The following is a 20,988-nucleotide window of genomic DNA, read 5'->3' as shown; positions in this document are numbered from 1 at the left end:
GCCACACGCGATCCCGCGGCTCGGGAGCAGGAGGTCGGACCCGCCGACTTCCTGCTCCACGCGCGCCCGACACCAGTGGGAAGTCAGCCGGTCCGCTCGGCCGGGTGGCTCGGGGTGGGTCAGCTGACGGAGGAGTAGGCGATGATGCCGCGGCGCAGGCCGTCGACGGCCTTGCGGGCGGTCTTGCGGAGGTCGGCGTCCTCGCCGGCGGCGTCCTGGATCTGGCCGAGGACGTCGATCAGCTGCTTCGTCCAGCGGACGAAGTCGCCGGCCGGCATGTCGGCGTCGCGCAGGACGGAGTCCAGGGAGTGGCCGAGGGCCCAGCGGTAGGCGGCCCAGGCGAAGCCGAGGTCGGGTTCGCGCTGGCCGACGCCCTCGGCGGTGTTGATGCGGTGCTGCTCCTCCAGGGCGTCGAGGTGGCCCCAGATGCGGACCATCTGGCCGAGGGCCTCCTTCGCCGCGCCTTCGGGCACCCGGGGGGCGGTGGCGTCGTCGGACTGGCGGGCCTCGTAGACCAGCGCGGAGGCGCAGGCGGCGAGTTCGGCGGCGGCGAGGCCGCTCCAGACGCCTTCGCGGATGCACTCGGAGGCGAGCAGGTCGAGTTCGCCGTAGAGCCGGCCGAGCCGCTTGCCGTCGTCGGTGACGGTGTCGCCGCTGAGGTAGCCGAGGTCGGTGAGCAGCCCGCAGACCCGGTCGAAGGTGCGGGCGATGGTGTGCGTGCGGGAGCGCATCTTGCGTTCCAGCAGCTCGGTGTCGCGGTGCAGCCGGTGGTAGCGCTCGGACCAGCGGGCGTGGTCCTCGCGCTGGTCGCAGCCGTGGCAGGGGTGCTGGCGCAGCGTGGTGCGCAGCCGGCTGATCTCGGGGTCGTCGGCGGCGGCCGCGCGGCCGCGCCTGAAGCGCTCGGGCTCCAGGTGGCCGGCCTTGGTGCGCAGGGCGGAGGCGAGGTCGCGGCGGGACTGCGGGCTGCGCGGGTTGAAGGACTTGGGGATCCGCACCCGCTCGATCGCGGCGACGGGGTGCGGGAAGTCGATCATCGCGAGCCGCTTGACCTGCCGTTCGGCGGTGAGCACCACCGGGCGCGGCCCGTCCTGGTAGTCGGGGTGGCGCGGGCCGCCGCGCGGGGAGCGGTTGACGGGCGGCAGGCCGGGGTCGAGGACGAGTGCGAGGCCGGCGAACTTGCCGGTCGGCACGTGGATGACGTCGCCGGGCTTGAGCTGCTCGATGGACTCGGCGGCGGCGGCGCGGCGCTGGCTGCTGCCCTCGCGGGCGAGTTCGTTCTCCCGGTCCTTGAGCTGCCGGCGCAGCGCCATGTACTCCTCGAAGTCGCCGAGGTGGCAGGTCATGGACGCGCGGTAGCCGTCCAGGCCCTCCTCGTTGCGCTGGACCTGGCGGGCGATGCCGACCACCGAGCGGTCGGCCTGGAACTGCGCGAAGGAGGTCTCCAGCAGTTCGCGCGAGCGGTGCCGGCCGAACTGGGAGACCAGGTTGACGGCCATGTTGTAGGACGGCCGGAACGAGGACTTCAGCGGGTAGGTGCGGGTGCCGGCGAGGCCGGCCAGTGCCTCCGGGTCGAGGCCGCGCTGCCAGAGCACCACGGCGTGGCCCTCGATGTCGATGCCGCGCCGCCCGGCCCGGCCGGTGAGCTGGGTGTACTCGCCGGGAGTGATGTCGGCGTGGGTCTCGCCGTTCCACTTGACGAGCTTCTCCATGACGACGGAGCGCGCCGGCATGTTGATGCCCAGGGCCAGGGTCTCGGTCGCGAAGACGGCCTTGACCAGGCCCTTCACGAACAGCTCCTCCACGACCTCCTTGAACCGCGGCAGCATGCCGGCGTGGTGGGCGGCGATGCCGCGCTCCAGCCCGTCCAGCCACTCGAAGTAGCCGAGGACGTGCAGGTCCTCGTCGGGGATGTCGGCGCAGCGCTCCTCGACGATGGCGCGGACCCGGGCGCGGTCGCCGTCCTTGTTGAGGCGCAGGCCGGAGGAGAGGCACTGCTGGACGGCGGCCTCGCAGCCGGCCCGGCTGAAGATGAAGGTGATGGCGGGCAGCAGGCCCTCGGCGTCGAGCCGGTCGATGACGTCGACGCGGCCCGGGGTCCAGACCCGGCCGGGGCGGCCGTTGGGCATGGAGCGCCCCCGGCCGCGGCCGAAGCGGTCGCGCGGGTTGCGGTCGAGTTCGCTGCGGGCGAGGCGCACCAGTTCGGGGTTGACGGCCTTGCCGGGGTTGCGGAGGCTGCCCTTGGGCCGGCCGTCGCGGTCGGGGCTGGCGAACAGGTCGTACATCCGGTTGCCGGCCATCACGTGCTGCCAGAGCGGGACGGGCCGGTGCTCGGAGACGATGACGCGGGTGCCGCCGCGGACGGTGTCCAGCCAGTCGCCGAACTCCTCGGCGTTGGAGACGGTCGCGGAGAGCGAGACGAGGGTGACGGACTCGGGGAGGTGGATGATGACCTCCTCCCAGACGGCGCCGCGGAAGCGGTCGGCGAGGTAGTGGACCTCGTCCATGACCACGTAGCCGAGGCCGTCGAGGGTGCTGGAGCCCGCGTAGAGCATGTTGCGGAGCACCTCGGTGGTCATCACCACGACCGGGGCGTCGCCGTTGACGGAGTTGTCGCCGGTGAGCAGGCCGACCTTGGCGGCGCCGTAGCGCCTGACGAGGTCCCCGTACTTCTGGTTCGACAGCGCCTTGATCGGCGTGGTGTAGAAGCACTTGCGCCCGCCCTGGAGGGCGAGGTGGACGGCGAACTCGCCGACGATGGTCTTGCCGGAGCCGGTGGGCGCGGCGACCAGGACGCCTTCGCCGTTCTCCAGCGCCCGGCAGGCCTCCAGCTGGAAGTCGTCCAGCGGGAAGTCGTAGAGCTGTTGGAAGCCGTGGAGGGCGGTGGCCTGTTCCTTGGCCCGGCGACGGGAGGCGGCGAAGGCCTCCGCGGGGCTGAGCTCCCGCTCGTCGGAGGGCTCCCGGCCGTCGAGGGGCGCGCGCTCAGGGGTGTTCATCGCCGTCCGGGGGTCGCGGGGGTCGGTGGTGTGATCTCGCATCTCAGCGAGAGGTTACCCGGCGGGACTGACATCGATAGCACCGTTTTTTCCGGGCAAGGGATCGCTTCTCTCTCACATCCATAGTTGCAAATGTCTTCAAGCGGTCACGAAACGACCGGCTTCGGACGACTCCGGTCATCCGTGGTGACACGCCGTGCGGCCTGCCTACATTCGGTGCCACGCCCCGGTGATCCCCACCGGGCCCACGGGAGGAGCGGACGATGGCGAACCTGGAGACCTCGCTCAAGGAGGCCATGGCCATCGAGGGCGCGATCGGCGTCGCCCTGGTCGACTACAGCAGCGGGATGGCTCTCGGCACCCTCGGTGACGGCGGCGAACTGGACCTCAATGTCGCCGCCGCCGGGAACACCGACGTGGTGCGGGCCAAGATGCGCGCGATGGAGCACCTCAACCTGCTCGACAACGAGATCGAGGACATCCTGGTCAGCCTGACCAGCCAGTACCACCTGCTCCGGCCGCTGACCACCCAGAGCGGCCGGGGGCTGTTCCTCTTCCTCGCGCTCAACCGCGCCCGCGCCAACCTCGCGATGGCCCGCCACCAGCTGAAGCGGATCGAGACCGCGCTGGAGATCTGACGGCCGGGGACGCCCCCGGGGAGGGGAACAGGGAGGGAACGCCGTGGCGGTCGTGCTGTACCAGGCCAAGGCCGAGTTCTTCCGGATGCTCGGCCATCCCGTCCGGATCCGGGTCCTGGAGCTGCTGCAGGCCGGCCCGACGCCCGTGCGCGACCTGCTGGCGGAGCTGGAGGTCGAGCCCTCCCGCCTCTCGCAGCAGCTCGCGGTGCTGCGCCGGTCCGGCATCGTCACCGCCACCCGCGAGGGCAGCACGGTGGTCTACGCGCTGGCCGGCGGGGACGTCGCCGAGCTGCTGCGGGCGGCGCGGCGGATCCTCACCGGGCTCATCGCGGACCAGCACGTGCTGCTCGCCGAGCTGCGCGCCGCCGCGGACTGAGCCCGCGGCGGCGCCGGCCGGACCCCGGCCACGGGGGCCGGACCGCGCCGCGCGGGCCGCTACGCCAGCAGCCCGGCCAGCCCGGCCGCCAGCACCTCGTACTCGGGCGCCCGGTTGTACAGCTGCGCGCACACCCGCAGCACCCCGCCGCCCGGCCACGGGCGCGCCACCGTCCGCACGGCGTGCCGCCGCCACATCGCGGCCATCAGCTCCTGCGCCTGCGGCAGCGTCTCGGCGACCCCGGGCGGCAGCCGCAGCGCGCGCATCGACAGCCCCGCCGAGGCGGGCAGCGGCGCCAGCCCCACCCGCTCGGCGACCAGCGCGGCGCCGTACCCGGCGAGCCGCTCGTTGTGGGCGCGCACCGCTCCCGGGCCGAACGCCTCCAGCAGGTCCAGACCCGCCGGGGCGGCCAGGTAGGGCGTGTAGTCCAGGGTGCCGCGCCACTCCACGGAGGCCGGGTAGCCCTGGTGGTCCTCCCAGGAGAGGATCAGCGGGCGGATCTTGCCGGCCCACTCCGGGCGGACCACCAGGACGCCGGTGGCCCTCGGGGCGAAGGCCCACTTGTGCAGGTTGCCGAACCAGAAGTCGGCCTCCGCGGGGACCGGCCCGGCCAGCATGCCGGGCTCGTGCGCGGCGTCCACCACGGTGGTCACCCCGCGCCCGCGCAGGGCGTGCAGCAGGTCCGGGGTGGCGACCCGGCGGGCGGTCGGCGAGGTGATGCCGTCCAGGACGGCGAGCACGGTGCGGTCGGTGACCGCGGCGAGCACCCGCTCGCGCACCGCCTCCCCGTCGGGCAGGTCCAGCGGCAGCGCCACCGTGCGCAGCTCGGCGCCGGCGTCCTCGGCGCGCCGCCGGACGGCCTCGGTGACCGTGCCGTAGCCGTGGTCGGTGACCAGCACGTGGTCCCCGGCGGAGAGCGGCACATTGGCCAGGGTGACGGCGATCGCGTCGGTCACGTTGGGCACCAGGGCGAGCAGGTCCGGCTCGGTGCCGAGGGCGGCGGCGATCCGGGCCCGGGCGCCGGCGACGCGGGCGGGCAGGTCGGCGAAGAAGCCGTCGGGGTCGGCCTCCTGCTCCTCGTGCAGCCGCCGCTGGAGCTGCTGGACGGGGACGGGGACGGCCCCGAAGGAGCCGTGGTTGAGGTGGACCACCGCCGGGTCCAGCGAGAACAGCGTCTCGGTGCCGGCCAGCGGCTCGGGCGGTCCGGCGGTCCGCGGGGCCTCGGTCATGCGCTCCTCCTGTTACCTGGATCACGTGATGTGTGACATTTCACATGTCGTTCCACTGGTCGGCGAGCCGTTCCCGCGGCGACCATCGGGCGGTGACCATCACCGACTCCTACCTCTCCCTCAGCGCCCGGACCGGCCGCTTCGGCTTCGGTGCCCCGCGAGCGATCTCGCTCCACCAGGACGGTACCCGCCTGCTGCTGCTCCGCTCCAGCGGCCCCGAGGACGCGTTCGACCACCTGCACCTCCTCGACCTCGCCACCGGCGAGGAGCGCGAGGTCGCCGACCCCACCGCGCTCGCCCCCGGCCGCACCGGCGCGACCGACGCCCTGCCCGCCGTCGAACGCCGGCTGCGGGAGCGGAGCCGGCTCACCGCCGCCGGCATCGGCACCTACGCCGCCACCCCCGACCTCGCCGTCGCCGTCTTCGCCCTGGACGGCCGGCTCTTCCGCACCGAGACCGCCACCGGCCGCAGCACCGAGATCCCCACCGCCGGCCCGGCCTTCGACCCCCGCCCCAACGCGACCGGCGAACTCGTCGCCTACGTCGCCGACGACGCCCTGTACGTCGCCTCCGCCGACGTCCCCGGCCGCCAGCGGCTCAGCCCGGACGACGGCGCCCGCTGGGGCGTCGCCGAGTTCGCCGCCGCCGAGGAGCTGGGCCGCCACCGCGGCCACTGGTGGCGCCCGGACGGCGGCGCCGTGCTGGCCGCCCGGGTGGACGAGTCCGCCCTCCCGCCGCGCCACTTCGCCGACCCGGCCCACCCCGAGCAGGCCCCCGAGCAGTTCGCCTACCCGCAGGCCGGCGGCCCCAACGCCGAGGTCCGGCTCTGGGTGCTCGGCCTGGACGGCACGCGGGTCGAACTCGCCTGGGACACCGCCGCCTTCCCCTACCTGTGCGCCGCCGAGTGGGCCGGCGACGAGGAGCTGCTGCTCACCGTCGCCGACCGGCTGCAGCAGAACGTCCTGCTGCTGAGCGCCGACCCGGCCACCGGCACCACCACCGAACTCTCCCGCACCACCGACGCGTTCTGGGTCGACGACCTGCCCGGCACCCCCGCCCGGCTGGACGACGGCCGGCTGCTCACCGTGCTCGACACCCCCGAGGCCCGCGGCCTGGCGCTGGACGGCAAGCCGCTGGACACCACCGCTCTGCAGATCCGCCGGGTGGTCGGTCGGCTGCGCGGGAAGCTGCTCTGCGAGACCGGCGAGGGGGACCCGTTCGACCAGCACGTCCACCTGGTCGACCCGGACGGCGGCGCGCCCGAGCGGATCTCCGAGGGCCCCGGCGTGCACAGCGCCCTGGCCGCCGGCGAGACCCTGCTGCTCACCTCGGCCGGCCCGGACGGCGTGCGCCGCGAGGCCCTCACCCCGCAGGGCGTCACCGCCCTGGCGGACCGCTCGGCCGCGCTGCCCCACCGGGTCCGCCCGCAGCTGGCCCGGGTCACCGAGCGCGCCCTGCCGAGCGCCGTGGTCTACCCGCGCGGACACGTGCCCGGCCGCCGGCTGCCCGTGCTGCTCGACGTCTACGGCGGCCCCGGCTACCAGGCGGTGGCCAACGAGCCGCGCCGCTGGCAGCTCAAGCAGTGGTGGGCCGACCAGGGCTTCGCGGTGGTCACCGTCGACAACGGCGGCACCCCGTTCGTCTCCCCCGCCTTCACCCGGACCATCTTCCGCCGGATGTCCCAGGTGGCACTGGACGACCAGGTGGACGCGCTGCTCGCGCTCGGCGCCGCGCACCCCGACCTCGACCTCGGCCGGGTCGGCGTGCGCGGCTGGTCCTACGGCGGCTACTTCGCGGCGATGGCCGTGCTGCGCCGCCCGGACGTCTTCCACGCGGCCTGCGCGGGCGCCCCGCCCACCGACTTCCGGCTCTACGACACCGCGTACACCGAGCGCTACCTCGACCTGCCGCAGGCGAACCCGGAGGGCTACGCGGCCGACTGCCTGCTGGACGACGCGCCGTCACTCACCCGGCCGCTGCTGCTGATCCACGGCCTGGCCGACGACAACGTGCACCCCTCGCACACCCTGCTGCTCTCCCAGGCGCTCACCAGGGCCGGCCGCCCGCACAGCCTGCTGGCCCTGCCCGGGATCACCCACATGACCCCGGGCGGTGTGAACGAGCAGTTGGCGCAGGCCGAACTCGCCTTCCTGCGGGCCTCCCTGGGCTGACCGGCCGGCCCCGCCCCACCTTCCGAGCGCCGCACGGCCCCACCCGGGCCGTGCGGCGTCCGGCATTGCGGGGCACGGGGGTCCGGCGTCGTCACGGGGCCGGGACGACTGGCGTCACGGGGCCGGGACGGCCGGCGTTGCGGGGCCGGGACGTCCGAAGTCTTCCATGTGACCCATGACATGTGAAATATTACCTGCGCTCACCCGACCACCCCCGTCCGGAAAGGACCGGTCAGTTGCGCAGACTGTCCGCGGCGTTCGCGGCCGCGCTCACCACGAGCGCGATAGCGGCCACCCTCCTCGGCTCCCCCGCCCAGGCCGCCACCCCCTCCCCCGCGCCCGCCCTCACCGCCGAGAGCGGCTCCGGCGCCGAGGCCGGCGGCCTCGAAGCCCCGCCCGCCCCGCTCGCCCCGCAGGAGCGCGAGCGCCAGTCGCTGCGCACCAAGGCCCTGGAACAGGTCAACAAGGGCGCCGTGGCGAAGAGCGCCGGCCGCCGGGCACCCGCCAAGGTGCGGATCGGCAACGACTACGTCCAGCTCGCCCAGCAGCGCAAGGACAAGGTCTTCGTCATCCTCGCGCAGTTCGGCGACCAGGTGGACACCACCACGCTCCACAACGGCCAGCCCCGCTACGGCGGCACCCCCGGGCCGCAGCACAACGCCATTCCGAAGCCCGGCAGGAGCGACAACCACACGCTCTGGAACCAGGACTTCAGCCGGCAGTACTACCAGCAGATGTTCTTCGACGACACGCCCGGCGCGGTCTCGATGCGCAACTACTACCGCACCCAGTCCTCCGGCCGCTACGACATCGAGGGCACCGTCAGCGACTGGGTCACCCTGCCCTGGAACGAGGCCCGGTACGGCTCCAACAAGGGCCCGCAGGGCTCCGGCGCCTGGACCCAGGGCCAGGAGTTCATCCGGGACGCCGTCAAGGCCTGGTACGACAGCCAGCTCGCCGCGGGCCGCACGGCCGCCGACGTGAAGGCCGAGCTGGCCCAGTACGACGTCTACGACCGCTACGACCACGACAAGGACGGCGAGTTCGCCCAGCCCGACGGCTACCTCGACAACGTCGTCGTGGTGCACGCGGGCGTCGACGAGACCTGGGGCGGCGGCACGCAGGGCGCCGACGCGCTCTGGGCGCACCGCAGCTGGACCTTCCCCGACCCCACCGGCCAGGTCGGCCCGGAGGGCAACCGGATCGGCGGCGCGCCGGTCGGCGACACCGGCCTGTACGTCTACGACTACGTCCAGGCCGGCGAGAACAGCGGCGTCGGCCTGTTCGCCCACGAGTTCGGCCACAACCTCGGCCTGCCCGACCTCTACAGCACCAACGGCGGCGACAACAGCGTCAACTTCTGGTCGCTGATGTCCTCCGGCTCGTACCTGGGCAAGGGGAAGAACACCACCGGCGGCTACCCCGGCGACCTCGACGCCTGGAGCAAGCTGCAGTTCGGCTGGCTCGACTACGACGAGGCGCAGGCCGCCACCCGCTCCAGCCACGCCCTCGGCGTCAGCGGCTACAACACCGACCAGGCGCAGGCCGTCCTGGTCCACCTGCCGGACAGCACCACCAGCACCGACCTCGCCGACCCCCGCGAGGGCGCCCGGCAGTGGTGGAGCGGGACCGGCGACGACCTGGACAACGCGCTGGCCCGTGACGTCGACCTCACCGCGGTCGGCGGCCCGGGCGCCCTCGACGCGGCGGTCTGGTACGACGTCGAGCAGGACTACGACTTCCTGACCGTCGAGGCCTCCACCGACGGCGGCAAGCGCTGGACCGCCCTGCCCGGCACCGTGGACGGCGCCCCGATCGGCAGCACCAGCGCCAACGTCCCCGGCCTGAGCGGCACGTCCGGCGCCTACCGGCAGCTGCACATCCCGCTGGACGGCTACGCCGGGAAGAACGTCAGGCTCCGCTTCCACGTCACCTCGGACAACAACACCCACGGCAAGGGCGTGCTGGTCGACGCGGTGCGGATCACCGCCGGCGGCACCGAGCTGTTCGCCGACGGCGCCGAGAACGGCACGGCCGGCTGGGTCGCCACCGGCTTCACGGTCATCACCGGCCGCACCCACGTCCAGCAGCACCCGCGCGCCTACCTGGTGGAGAACCGCCGTTACGCCGGCTACGGAGCGTTCCTGAAGACCGGCCCGTACAACTTCGGCTACACCGGCGTCGACGGCAAGAAGGACATCGTCGACACCTACCCGTACCAGGAGGGCGTGCTCATCTGGCTCTGGGACACCGCCTACGGCGACAACAACACCAAGGACCACCCCGGCGGCGGTCTGATCCTGCCGATCGACGCCCGCCCGGCGCCGATCCGGTTCGCCGACGGCACCCTGGTCAACGGCCGGGCGCAGACCTACGACGCGACCTTCTCGCTCAAGCCGACCACCGCCTTCACCCTGCACAGGGCGGGCGTCCCGGTGCGGATCGAGTCCAAGCCGGCCGTCCCGGTCTTCAACGACCGCACCGGTGTCTACCGGGACCCGGCCACCCCGCAGCTCGCGGTGAACGTGCCGGACACCAACACCCGGATCGAGGTGGTCCGCGAGGCCCAGGGCGGACGGATCACCACCGTCCGGGTCGGCCGCGCGTCCTGACGCCCCCCGCACCCCCGGTGTCCTGAGCACCGGGTCCCCCCGTGGAAGACAGGGACCACGGAAGGAACGGACGCCCCGGCCCTCCCCTCGGAGGCCGGGGCGTCCGCGCGTCCGCCTCGGCGCACGCCCCTCACGCGCACCCCTCACGCGCACCCCTCGGCGCACGCCGCTCAGCGCGCGCCCGGGCGCCGCAGGCTCATCGCCGCGGTCACGGTGCCGAACACGGTCAGCGCCCCGAACCCGAGGACGAGGTACCGGGCCCCGTCCAGGGTCGAGTCCCCGCCCGCGTTCACCAGCGTCCCGGCCAGCGCCGAGCTCACCGAGAAGGCGATCAGCTGGGTGGTGTTGAGCCCGGCCGCGGCCTTGGCGCCCTCCACCTCGTCGTCGGTGCTGCGCATCGCCGTGACGCTCAGGTGCGGGAAGGCGACGCCGATGCCCGTGCCACCCGCGACCAGCACCAGCGCCCACAGCAGCACCCGCGCCCCGGACGCCGACCCGGTCTGCAGCAGGCCGTACGCCAGCAGGCCCGCCGTGAGCACCGCCGGGCCGAGCCGGACCGCCAGCGCCCGGGCCCGCTCCGAGGCCAGGCCGACGCTGAACAGCTGCGCGCCCGTCCAGCCCGCCGACACCGTCGCGCCCAGGAACCCGGCCGCCAGCGGGCTCAGTCCGCCCAGCTCCTGGCCGAACAGCGGGATGAAGGTCTCGGTCATCACGCCGGCGCAGTACACCGCGACGGTCAGGTAGATCCACTTCAGGTGGTTGCCGCGCCGGTAGGTGAGCTTCGGCAGGACGGTCGCCGCGCCGCCGCGCTCGGCCAGCACGAAGCCGGCCAGCAGCGCCAGGCCCAGCAGGACGCAGAGCACCGTCGCCCAGCCGCGCGGCACCGTCGAACTGACGCTGAAGACGGCCGCCGCGAGGGTCAGCAGCAGCAGCGGGGTCAGTGGCAGCGGCTCGGCCGGGCGCCCGGTTCCGGACGGGCCCGGCAATGAGCGCCGGGCGAGCACGGCCAGCACCACGGCCGCCGCCAGCAGCAGCGCGTACGCCCCGCGCCACAGGCCCAGCCCGGCGAGGAGCCCGCCCAGCGAGGGGCCCACCAGCGTGCCCACGCCCCACATCGCGGACACCAGCCCGGCCGCCCTGGTCCACAGCCGTTCCGGCAGCGCGGTGCGGATCACCGCGTAGCCGAGGCCGGCCATCAGCCCGCCGCCCAGACCCTGGACGACCCGGCCGACGATCAGCGCCTCCATCGACGGGCTGAGCGCGGTCAGCCCGGCGCCGCCGGCGAACACCAGGAACCCGGTCAGATAGGCGCGCGAGGGCCCGAGCCGGGCCAGCAGCCGGCTGACCAGCATCGCGGAGACCACCGCGGCGATCAGGAAGCCGGTCGCCACCCACGCGTAGTAGCGGGCCCCGCCGATGTCCTCGACGATCGAGGGCAGCAGGGCGGCGGTGAAGTAGAGGTTCATCGCGTACAGCGCGACGCCCCCGGCGAGGATCGAGGCCGGGGCGGCGAACGGCCGGGAGAACAGTTCGCCCCAGCCGCCGGAGGACGTCGCCGGACCCGCTTCCGGAGCGTGATGTCCCTGGTCGGAGCGGGTGGTGGTGGTCCGGGCGGACGAGGAGTCGGTCACGCTTCGGTACGCTAGTAGTTCAACAGGACTTGAAGTCAAGGATGCCGATGAGCAGCTCCGCACCCGCTCCCGGGGGCCCGGGCTCCGGACCCCGCCCGGCCGATCTGCTGACCGTCGGCCAGGTCGCCGAACGGACCGGCCTGGCCACCTCCGCGGTGCGGTTCTACGAGGAGCAGGGGCTGATCGCCTCCGAGCGGACCTCCGGCAACCAGCGCCGCTACCACCGGTACGTGCTGCGCCGGCTGTCGCTGATCCTGGTCGCCAAACGGCTCGGCGTCCCGCTGTCCGAGGTGGCCGAGGTGTTCGCGGGCCTGCCCGCCGACCGGATGCCGGACAAGCGCGACTGGGAGCGGATCTCGCGCCGCTGGGCGGCGCTGCTCGCGGCCCGGCGCCGGGAGATCGAGCGGCTGGAGCGCGAACTGACCGGCTGCATCGGCTGCGGCTGCCTGTCGCTGCGCCGCTGCCGGGTGCTCAACCCGGGCGATGCGCTCGGCGCCGACGGCCCCGGCCCGCGCCGGCTGCCGTCCGAGGGGCCCGGCCCCGCGTCCGGGGGGCCCGCACCCGGCTGAGCCCCGGACGCGCGCGGGCCTGCCGGGACCGACGACCCAGGTCGGTCCGGCAGGCCCGGCGCCGCCGACCGCCGGATGCGGCCGGGCGGAACCCGGTCGGACGCGGCCCTCATCAGGCTCCCCGCCGCGCCCGACCGGGCGTTCTCGGCGCGCGAGCAGGAGTGCTGCGCGCGCGGTGTGGTGCCGTACCGTCCGCGTGGGGGTGGTTCGGACGGTACGGCGGTCGAGCCGCGGCCGGGGGCGCGCCCATCGGCGGACGCCCGCGGCCGCGAGAACCGGTCCCGGTCAGTTCTCCGGGAAGTGGCAGGCCGCCTCGCGACCGCCGGGTCCGGCGATCCGCAGCAGCGGCCGCTCGGTGCGGCAGATCTCCTGCGCCTTCGGGCAGCGCGGGTGGAAGCTGCACCCGGACGGCGGGTCGGCCGGGCTCGGCGGGTCGCCGAGCAGCACGATCCGCTCGCGCTCCCGCTCCGCCGCCGGGTCCGGCAGCGGCACCGCGGAGAGCAGCGCCTTGGTGTAGGGGTGGGCGGGGTTGCCGTACACCTGGTGCTTGTCGCCGATCTCGACGATCCGCCCGAGGTACATCACCGCGACCCGGTCGCAGACCCGCTTGACCACCGAGAGGTCGTGCGCGATGAAGATGTACGCCAGCCCCAGCTCGTCCTGGAGCCGCTCCATGAGGTTGACCACCTGGGCCTGGATGGAGACGTCCAGCGCGGAGACCGGCTCGTCGGCGACCACCAGCCGCGGCGAGGTGGCCAGCGAGCGGGCGATGCCGATGCGCTGCGCCTGGCCGCCGGAGAACTCGTGCGGGTAGCGGTCCAGGTGCTCGGGGATCAGGCCGACCAGCTCCATCAGCTCGGCCGCCCGCTTGCGCGCCTCGGCCGCACCGGTCCCCTGGACGAGCAGCGGCTCGGAGATGATCCGGGCCACCGTCTGGCGGGGGTTCAGCGAGGAGTACGGGTCCTGGAACACCATCTGCAGGTGCCTGCGGTGCGGGCGCAGCGCGGCCTGGCTCAGGCCGCCGATCTCGGTGCCGTCGAAGGTGACGGTGCCGGAGGTCGGGTCCAGCAGCCGGACGATCATGCGCCCGGTGGTGGACTTGCCGCAGCCGGACTCGCCGACCAGGCCGAGCGTCTCGCCGGCGCCGACGTCGAAGCTCACCCCGTCCACCGCCCGGATCGGGGCGCCGGCCTTGCCGGTGCGCGAGCGGCGGCCGGGGAAGGCCTTCACCAGGTCCCGTACGGACAGCAGGGGCTCGGTCATCCCAGGGCTCCTTCCGGCACCAGCGGCAGGTGGCAGGCGGCCTGGTGGCCGGGGGCGAGCGGGCCGAAGCCGGGCCGCTCGGACAGGCAGCGGGCGTGGTCCTCGGCGGTGGCGGCGGTGGTGCGGGCGCAGCGCGGGGCGAAGGAGCAGCCGGGGGCGGGGGCGATCAGCGACGGCGGGCTGCCGGGGATGGCCCGCAGCGGGGCGTCGTCGGTGTCGTCCAGGCGGGGCAGCGAGTCGAGCAGCCCGCGGGTGTAGGGGTGCGCGGGGGCGGCGAACAGCCGTTCCACGGGGGCCTGTTCGGCGGCGCGGCCGCCGTACATGACGAGCACCTCGTGGGCGACCCGGGCGACCACGCCGAGGTCGTGGGTGATCATCACGACGCCGAGGCCGCGTTCCTGCTGGATCCGGGCGATCAGATCGAGGATCTGGGCCTGGACGGTGACGTCGAGCGCGGTGGTCGGCTCGTCGGCGATCAGCAGCTCCGGCTCGCAGGCGAGCCCCATGGCGATCATCACGCGCTGGCGCATGCCGCCGGAGAACTGGTGCGGGTACTCGTCGACCCGGCGGGCCGGCTCGGGGATGCCCACCTCGGCGAGCATCTCGATCGCGCGCCGGCGCCCCGCCTTGCGGGAGGCCTTGAAGTGCACCCGGTAGTGCTCGGCGATCTGCTCCCCGACGGTGTAGAAGGGGTGCAGGCTGGACAGCGGGTCCTGGAAGATCATCGCGATCCGCCGGCCCCGGACGGTGCCGAGTTCCTTCTCGCCCAGGCCGTTGAGCTCCTGGCCGTGCAGCCGGATCGAGCCGGTGACGGCGGCGCCGCGGTGCAGGCCCATGACGGCGAGCGAGGTGACGGACTTTCCGCTGCCGGACTCGCCGACCAGGCCGAGGGTCCGGCCGGCCTCGACGGTGAAGTCGATGCCGTCGACGGCCCGGACGACGCCGCGCGGGGTGGTGAAGGAGACCTTGAGGTCGTCGACCTCCAGAAGGGCGGTCATCAGTACCTCACTCTCGGGTCGACGAATGCGTAGAGCACGTCGACCAGCAGGTTCGCGACCACGATGAAGAAGGCCGCGAGCAACGTGACGCCGAGGATGACGGGCTGGTCGGAGCGGAGCAGCCCGTCGTAGAAGAGCCGTCCGATGCCGGGCAGGCCGAAGATCGACTCGGTGATGACGGCGCCGGCCAGCAGGCCGCCGAGGTCCATGCCGAAGATGGTGAGGATCGGCGTCATGCCGGAGCGCAGGCCGTGTTTGACGGTGACCGTGCGGGACGGCAGGCCCTTGGCGCGGGCCGTGCGGATGTACGGCTCCGCCATCGCCTCGATCATCGAGTTGCGGCTCTGCCGGGCGTACTGGGCCGCGTACAGCAGGGCCAGCGCGATCCAGGGCAGCAGCAGGTTGGAGCCCCACTCGAACGGGTTGTCGGTGAACTTGTGGTACGAGGGGTAGGGCAGCAGGCCGGCGCTGCGCACGACGCCCCAGATCAGCATGATCGAGGTGAAGTAGACCGGCAGCGAGGCGGTGCCGACCGAGAGCACCATGAGGACCTTGTCGGCCGGCCTGCCCTTGCGCAGCGCCGAGGTGACGCCGGCGCCGAGGCCGAGGACCAGCCAGAGCACGGCCGCGCCGATGGCGAGCGAGACGGAGACCGGCAGGCGGTCGACCAGCAGGTCCCAGACCGGCAGCGAGTACTCGTAGGAGTAGCCGAGGCAGGGGAAGCCGCAGTGCACGGCGCTGGGGCCGCTGCCGTAGTCGCGGCCGGCCACGATGCCGGCCAGGTAGGCGCCGAACTGCTCCCAGATCGGCTTGTCCAGGCCCATCGCCGCCTTGACCTCGGCGAGCCGGTCGGGGCTGCAGGTCTTGCCGCAGGCGGCCGCGGCCGGGTCGTTGGGCAGCAGGTAGAAGATGGTGAAGGTGATGGCGCAGATGGCCAGCATGATGCCGGCCACGCCGATCAGCCGGCGGCCGAGGTAGAGGATCACGACCGGCCTCCCCGGGGGTCGAGGATGTCCCGCAGCGCGTCGCCGAGCAGGGTGAACGCCAGGACGGCGACGAAGAGGAAGACCGTCGGGATCAGGAAGTACGTCGGGTCGGTCTCGTAGTGCACGATCGACTCGGCGATCATCTGGCCCCACGAGGCCGTGGGCGGCCGGACGCCGACGCCCAGGTAGGAGAGCGCGGCCTCGGTGGCGATCATGCCGGGGATCAGCAGCGTGGTGTACGCGATGATCGGGCCGGAGACGTTCGGCAGGATCTCCCGGGTGAGGATGCGCCAGGAGCGCGCGCCGCCGACCTTGGCGGCCTCGACGTACTCGCGGTGCTTGAGCGACAGGGTCTGGCCGCGGACCACGCGGGCGATGCCGGGCCAGCCGAACAGCCCGATCACCGCGGTCATCAGCAGGATCCGGTTGACGTCCTTGGCCACCGACATCATCGCGATCATGAAGATCAGCGAGGGGAAGGACATGGTGAGGTCCATCAGCCGGGAGAGCAGGGCGTCGACCCGGCCGCCGAAGTAGCCGGCGGCGATGCCGGCCAGGGTGCCGACGATCACGACCACGGCGGTGGCGATGAAGGCGATCATCAGCGAGACCTGGCCGCCGTGCAGGACCCGGGCGAACAGGTCGCGGCCGGTGACCGGCTCGACGCCGAGCCAGTGCCGGGCGCCGATGCCGCCGAAGTCGCCCCTGGGCACGCCGCCCAGGTAGGGGTCGATGGCGCGCTTGTCGAACTCCTCGGGGGACCAGCCGCCGAGGGCGCTCAGCGGGCCGGCCAGGACGGCCAGCAGGACGAGGACGGCGACGGTGATCAGGCCGAACCGGGCGGAGCCCTTGGCCCAGAGCTGGTCCCAGACCAGCCGCCAGGGCCCTCGCCCGGAGGCCTTCGCGGGGCCCGCCGCCGCGACGGGCGCGGCGGCGGGCTCGGTGGAAGTGCTAGTCATGGCGGAGGTTCCCTCAGCCCTGGCTCTTCGAGGGGTCCTTGAGGCCGACCACGGCCATGTCGATCATGCCGGCGTAGCCGGAGTTGCCGAACGCGCCGGCCACGTTGGTGCCGATCAGCAGCGCGCGGCGCTGCCACATCAGCGGCACGGCCGGGGCCTTCTTCATGAGGTCCTCGTCCAGCTTCTGCCAGGCCTTGTTGGCCTCGTTGACGTCCGTCAGGGTCGCGATGCGGTCCATCTCGTCCATCGTGGCCTGGTCGCGGAACTGGCTGTAGTTGCCCTGGTTGCCCTTCTCCTTGATGGTCCGGCCGTCGAAGATGAAGGGCAGGAAGGTCGCGCCGGACGGGTAGTCCGGGCACCAGCCGTTGATGGTCAGCTCGGGGGCGTTCTTGGCGTCGCCGAGGGTGTCGGTGAAGGCCGACGGGTCGACCGTGTTGACGGTGACCTGGATCCCGGCCTGGGACAGCGACTGCTGGATGGCCTCACCGCGGGTCTTGTCGCCGAGCGAGACGGTGAGCGAGACCTTCAGGTCGGTCTTGCCGGCCGCCTTCAGCAGCTCCTTGGCCTTCTCCGGGTCGCCGGTCGCCGGGATCTTCAGCGGGTCGGCCTTCACTCCGCCGGTCAGCGACGGCGGCAGGTAGGAGGTGGCGACCTCGGCCAGCGCGGGACCGCCCCACGCGGTGACCTGGGCCTCGCGGTCGACGGCGTACATCACCGCCTCGCGCACCTTCGGGTCGTCGAAGGGCGCCTTGGAGGTGTTCATGTACAGGTTGTCGGTGCAGCCGGTGCGCTCGGCCACCATGCGGGCCTTGACCTCCGCCTTGGGCAGCACCTTCGGCACCGACTCCGGGCGCATCCACGGCATCTCGATCGAGGAGGCGTCGGCGCCCTCGCTGGCGATGATCCGGTCGTCGACCTGGCCGCCCTTGAGGCCCTGGGTCACCACGATCTTGTCCGGGTAGGCCTTGCGGACCGTGTCGGTGCCGGCGTCCCAGTTGCTGTTGCGGACCAGCACCAGCTGCTTGCCGCGGTCGTAGGACTCGATCTTGTACGGGCCGGAGGAGAACGGCCGGGTGTCGTACTGGGTGCCCTTCTCCTGGGCCGGCGGGACCGGGGCGAAGGTCGGCAGGGTGGCCGTGTAGGAGAACTCGGCGACCGGGCGCTTGAGGCGGAAGACGATGGTCTTGTCGTCCGGCGTCTCGATGCTCGGCAGGTGCTCGCCGGTCAGCGGGCCCTTGTAGTTCTCGCCGCCGGCCAGGTACTGCACGGCGTAGTCGGGGCCGCCGGTGAGGTCCGGGGAGAACGAGCGCTCGACGTTGTACTTGATGTCGGAGGACTTGATCGGGGTGCCGTCCTCGTACTTCAGACCGTCCTTCAGGGTGAAGGTCCAGGTCTTGCCGCCGTCGGACGGGCGGCCGACGTCGGTGGCGAGGTCGGGGACGATCTCGCTGCCGGCGGCGCCCGGCTCGGCCTTGAAGGTGACCAGGGTGCGGTAGATCAGCCGGGTCCCGAAGTCCATCTGCGGCAGGGTCCAGTTGCGCGCCGGGTCGAGGTGGGCGAAGTCCTGGTTGGTCAGCACGGTCAGGGTGCCGCCCTTGACCGGCGTACCGCCCGCGATCGTCCCGTTCTCGGCGCCCGGGCCGCTGGTGGAGGTCGCCGCGGCGTCGCCGGAGCCGTCGTCGCCCTTGTCCTTGTTGCCGCAGGCCCCGAGGCCGAGGGTGAGTGCCGCCGCGATGGCCGCCGCGAGGGCGGTCTGAGTACGCCTGTTCATATCTTGACTCCGCAGTGGGGGGCCGCCGTGAAGGCCCGTCGTCCGCCCCGGGGGTGGATCCGGGACCAGCCTCGGAGGGCGACCTCAGGGGGTCTAGCCGCTCCGCGGTGTGACCCGTAACATAGTAATGTGAAATTGCACTGCACAAGAGGTGACGCCGCCCGTTACCGAGCTGTGTCCGTGCCGGCCCCCGTCCCACCCCGATCCGCACCACCCGCTTAGGAGCCACCCGGTGACCCTCCGTCAGACCGGCCTCAACACCGGAAGCCACGACCTCCCCGTCTCCGCCGCCCTCAACGCCTTCATGGGCACCTCCTGGGCGGCCACGCCGCTCCCGGCCGAGGACCGCGTCCCCGGCTACGCCGTGACCCCCGGCCGCCGCACCCGGCTCTCCGCCGCCTTCTCCGGCGAGCGGCTGATCGTCCCGGCCGGACAGCTCAAGGTCCGCAGCAACGACGTCGACTACCGCTTCCGCCCGCACAGCGCCTACGCCTGGCTCACCGGCCTCACCGGCGAGGACCAGGTCGGCCACGTCCTCGTCCTGGAGCCCACCGGCCCCGACGGCCACGAGCCCGTGCTCTACCTGCGCCCCCGCTCCCCGCGCGGAGGCGACCCGGTGCGCGGCGCCGAGTTCTTCCGCGACCGCCGCTACGGCGAGTTCTGGGTCGGCCGCCGCCCCGACCTCGACGAGGCCGCCCGGCTCACCGGCGTGCGCGTCGAGCACCTCGACGAGCTGGAGAAGCTGCTCACCGGCCCGCAGCCCGCCACCCGCGTCCTCGCCGGCGTCGACCCCGCGCTGGACGCCGCCACCGGCCGCCCCGGCACCCCCGAACTCGCCCAGGGCGACGGCCTGTTCGCCGCCGTGCTGTCCGAACTGCGACTGGTCAAGGACACCTGGGAGGTCGAGCAGCTCCAGCTCTCCGTCGACCACACCGTCCTCGGCTTCGAGGACGTCGTGCGCGCCCTGCCCGCCGCCCTGCGCCACCACCGCGGCGAGCGCTGGATCGAGGGCGTGTTCAACCTGCGGGCCCGCGCCGAGGGCAACGGCATCGGCTACGAGACCATCGCCGCCTCCGGCGCCCACGCCTGCGTCCTGCACTGGATCCGCAACGACGGCGCCCTCGACCCGAACGCCCTGCTGCTGCTCGACGCCGGCGTGGAGACCGACACCCTCTACACCGCCGACATCACCCGCACCCTGCCGCTCAACGGCACCTTCAGCCCCGTCCAGCGGCAGGCCTACGAACTCGTGCTCGCCGCCCAGCAGGCCGGCATCGACGCGCTGCGCCCCGGCGCCCGCTTCCGTGACTTCCACAGCGCGGCCGCCCGGGTCATCGCCGAGGGCCTCGCCGACTGGGGCGTGCTGCCCGTCAGCGCCGAGGAGGCGCTCGCCGAGGACAGCGGCCTCTACCGCCGCTACACCCTCTGCGGCACCGGCCACATGCTCGGCCTCGACGTCCACGACTGCGCCCGGGCCCGCGCCGAGACGTACCTGGACGGCGTCCTGGAGGAGGGCCACGTGCTCACCGTCGAGCCCGGCCTCTACCTCCAGCCCGACGACGAGACGCTGCCCGCCGAACTGCGCGGCCTCGGCATCCGGATCGAGGACGACCTCGTCATCACCGCCGACGGGGCACGCCTGATGTCCGGCGCGCTGCCCCGCACGGTGCCGGACATCGAGGCCTGGATGGCCGGACTGCTGGGCTGAGCCCGCGGGCTCCCCGGGCCGCCGGGCCTCACCGCCCGGCGGCCCGGGCGCCCTCCCACAGCCGCGTCACCAGCTCGGCCGCCGGGCCGCCGCGCGCCGCCCGGTGGCCCGTTCCCGCCCACAGGTGCATCGCCTGCGCGTCGCCGCGCCGGGCCGCCGCCGCGCGCAGCGGCTGGGTCAGGTGGTGCACGTCCGGGTAGGCGGTGGGCGCGTACGGCTCGAACCGGTCGATGAAGTCATTGCGCAGCGCCCGCGCCGGGCGGCCGGTGAACACCCGGGTCACCGTCGTCGCGTCGAACTCCGTCAGGGCCGCGCGGTGCGCCGCCGAGGTCCCGGCCTCGTCCGCGCGCAGCAGCGCCGTCCCCAGCTGCACCGCCACCGCCCCGGCCCGCAGCGCGGCCGCCACCGCCGGACCGTCGGACAGCCCGCCGGCCGCGATCAGCGGCAACCCCGTCACCGCCCGGACGGCGGCCAGCAGTTCGGGCAGCGGCAGCTCACCGGGACGGTCCGCCGCCGCGTGGGTGCCCCGGTGCCCGCCGGCCTCCGGCCCCTGCACGCACAGCGCGTCCATCCCGACCGCCTCGGCGCGGCGGGCCTCCTGCGGCGTGGTCACCGTGCCGACCTGGAACGTGCCCGCCGCCCGCAGCGCCCGCGCCTCCTCGGCGGAGGGCAGCCCGAAGGTGTACGAGACCACCGGGACGGGGTCCGCGAGCAGCCCGGCGATCTTGGCGTCCCAGTCGTCCCGGTCCGGCCCGATCTCCTCCGGCAGCGTCACCCCGTGCTTCTCGGCCTCCGGCCGCAGCCGCTCCCGGTAGGCGGCCACCGCCGCCCGGTCACCGGGGCCGGCGGGCACGAAGAGGTTCAGGCCGAACGGACGGTCCGTCAGCTCGCGGACGCGGCGGACCTGGTCGAACGTGTCCTCGGCGCTCCGGTACCCGGCGGCGAGGAACCCGAGCCCGCCCGCCCCGCTGACGGCGGCCGCCAGTGCGGGCGTCGACGGCCCGCCGGCCATCGGCGCGGCGATCACGGGCACGGGGAGTTCGTCGAGTCGCACGGCCATCCGGGGATCTCCTCCACTCACACG

General features: G+C 73.7%; 15 protein-coding genes. 6 read left to right on the top strand and 9 right to left on the bottom strand.

Going from position 1 to position 20,988, the window contains the following annotated elements:
- Positions 1-119: 119 nt before the first annotated feature.
- On the bottom strand, positions 120-2,993 hold the full coding sequence (locus ACFVVL_RS28040; protein WP_380294516.1) for a DEAD/DEAH box helicase: 2,874 nt from the start codon (positions 2,991-2,993) through the stop codon (positions 120-122).
- Positions 2,994-3,256: 263 nt separating this feature from the next.
- Between ACFVVL_RS28040 and ACFVVL_RS28035 the strand changes: the two genes are divergently transcribed.
- Positions 3,257-3,631: a hypothetical protein gene (locus ACFVVL_RS28035; RefSeq protein ID WP_380294503.1), complete on the top strand. Its 375-nt coding sequence runs from the start codon at positions 3,257-3,259 to the stop codon at positions 3,629-3,631.
- Between the two features lie 43 nt (positions 3,632-3,674).
- Positions 3,675-4,007: an ArsR/SmtB family transcription factor gene (locus tag ACFVVL_RS28030; protein WP_387680025.1), complete on the top strand. Its 333-nt coding sequence runs from the start codon at positions 3,675-3,677 to the stop codon at positions 4,005-4,007.
- A gap of 59 nt (positions 4,008-4,066) precedes the next feature.
- On the opposite strand, the gene ACFVVL_RS28025 is transcribed toward ACFVVL_RS28030, so the two are convergent.
- Positions 4,067-5,236: an aminotransferase class V-fold PLP-dependent enzyme gene (locus tag ACFVVL_RS28025; protein WP_387680023.1), complete on the bottom strand. Its 1,170-nt coding sequence runs from the start codon at positions 5,234-5,236 to the stop codon at positions 4,067-4,069.
- 92 nt (positions 5,237-5,328) lie between these two features.
- Here ACFVVL_RS28025 and ACFVVL_RS28020 point away from each other — a divergent pair, with 92 nt between their 5' ends.
- The gene (locus ACFVVL_RS28020) at positions 5,329-7,407 is read left to right on the top strand and encodes a prolyl oligopeptidase family serine peptidase (RefSeq protein WP_387680020.1); all 2,079 of its coding nucleotides are present in this window, start codon (positions 5,329-5,331) and stop codon (positions 7,405-7,407) included.
- A gap of 236 nt (positions 7,408-7,643) precedes the next feature.
- Entirely contained in the window at positions 7,644-10,019 is a 2,376-nt protein-coding gene (locus tag ACFVVL_RS28015; RefSeq protein ID WP_387680017.1) for an immune inhibitor A domain-containing protein, read from the top strand.
- Positions 10,020-10,189: 170 nt separating this feature from the next.
- Here ACFVVL_RS28015 and ACFVVL_RS28010 read toward each other — a convergent pair whose 3' ends face one another.
- Positions 10,190-11,650 carry an MFS transporter gene (locus ACFVVL_RS28010; RefSeq protein WP_387680015.1) on the bottom strand — a complete coding sequence of 487 codons (1,461 nt, stop codon included), beginning with the start codon at positions 11,648-11,650 and terminating at the stop codon, positions 10,190-10,192.
- A gap of 47 nt (positions 11,651-11,697) precedes the next feature.
- Here ACFVVL_RS28010 and soxR point away from each other — a divergent pair, with 47 nt between their 5' ends.
- The gene (soxR, locus tag ACFVVL_RS28005) at positions 11,698-12,219 is read left to right on the top strand and encodes a redox-sensitive transcriptional activator SoxR (RefSeq protein ID WP_387680012.1); all 522 of its coding nucleotides are present in this window, start codon (positions 11,698-11,700) and stop codon (positions 12,217-12,219) included.
- Between the two features lie 285 nt (positions 12,220-12,504).
- Here soxR and ACFVVL_RS28000 read toward each other — a convergent pair whose 3' ends face one another.
- Genes ACFVVL_RS28000 through ACFVVL_RS27980 form a run of 5 tightly spaced genes read right to left on the bottom strand, consistent with a single transcriptional unit; the run spans position 12,505 to position 18,196 of the window.
- Positions 12,505-13,482, bottom strand: coding sequence for an ABC transporter ATP-binding protein (locus ACFVVL_RS28000; protein ID WP_380294300.1), 978 nt, complete (start codon positions 13,480-13,482; stop codon positions 12,505-12,507).
- A complete protein-coding gene (locus ACFVVL_RS27995) occupies positions 13,479-14,480 on the bottom strand; it encodes an ABC transporter ATP-binding protein (RefSeq protein WP_380294301.1) in 1,002 nt (333 codons plus the stop codon). Before ACFVVL_RS27995 ends, ACFVVL_RS28000 begins: the two co-directional genes overlap by 4 nt.
- Positions 14,480-15,466, bottom strand: coding sequence for an ABC transporter permease (locus ACFVVL_RS27990; RefSeq protein ID WP_380294302.1), 987 nt, complete (start codon positions 15,464-15,466; stop codon positions 14,480-14,482). Before ACFVVL_RS27990 ends, ACFVVL_RS27995 begins: the two co-directional genes overlap by 1 nt.
- On the bottom strand, positions 15,463-16,425 hold the full coding sequence (locus ACFVVL_RS27985; RefSeq protein WP_387680007.1) for an ABC transporter permease: 963 nt from the start codon (positions 16,423-16,425) through the stop codon (positions 15,463-15,465). The genes ACFVVL_RS27990 and ACFVVL_RS27985 overlap by 4 nt, the downstream gene beginning before the upstream one ends.
- Positions 16,426-16,438: 13 nt before the next feature.
- Complete coding sequence (locus tag ACFVVL_RS27980; protein WP_387680004.1) at positions 16,439-18,196, bottom strand: ABC transporter substrate-binding protein; 1,758 nt, start codon at positions 18,194-18,196, stop codon at positions 16,439-16,441.
- Positions 18,197-18,500: 304 nt separating this feature from the next.
- Between ACFVVL_RS27980 and ACFVVL_RS27975 the strand changes: the two genes are divergently transcribed.
- Entirely contained in the window at positions 18,501-19,904 is a 1,404-nt protein-coding gene (locus ACFVVL_RS27975; protein ID WP_387680110.1) for an aminopeptidase P family protein, read from the top strand.
- 28 nt (positions 19,905-19,932) lie between these two features.
- On the opposite strand, the gene ACFVVL_RS27970 is transcribed toward ACFVVL_RS27975, so the two are convergent.
- The gene (locus ACFVVL_RS27970) at positions 19,933-20,964 is read right to left on the bottom strand and encodes a nitronate monooxygenase (protein WP_387680001.1); all 1,032 of its coding nucleotides are present in this window, start codon (positions 20,962-20,964) and stop codon (positions 19,933-19,935) included.
- Between the last annotated feature and the right edge of the window lie 24 nt (positions 20,965-20,988).

This window comes from Kitasatospora sp. NPDC058115 (genome assembly GCF_042884635.1).
GTDB lineage: Bacteria > Actinomycetota > Actinomycetes > Streptomycetales > Streptomycetaceae > Kitasatospora.
The sequence above is the reverse complement of the archived record's forward strand: the minus strand, read 5'-3'. Positions and strand labels throughout refer to the sequence as shown.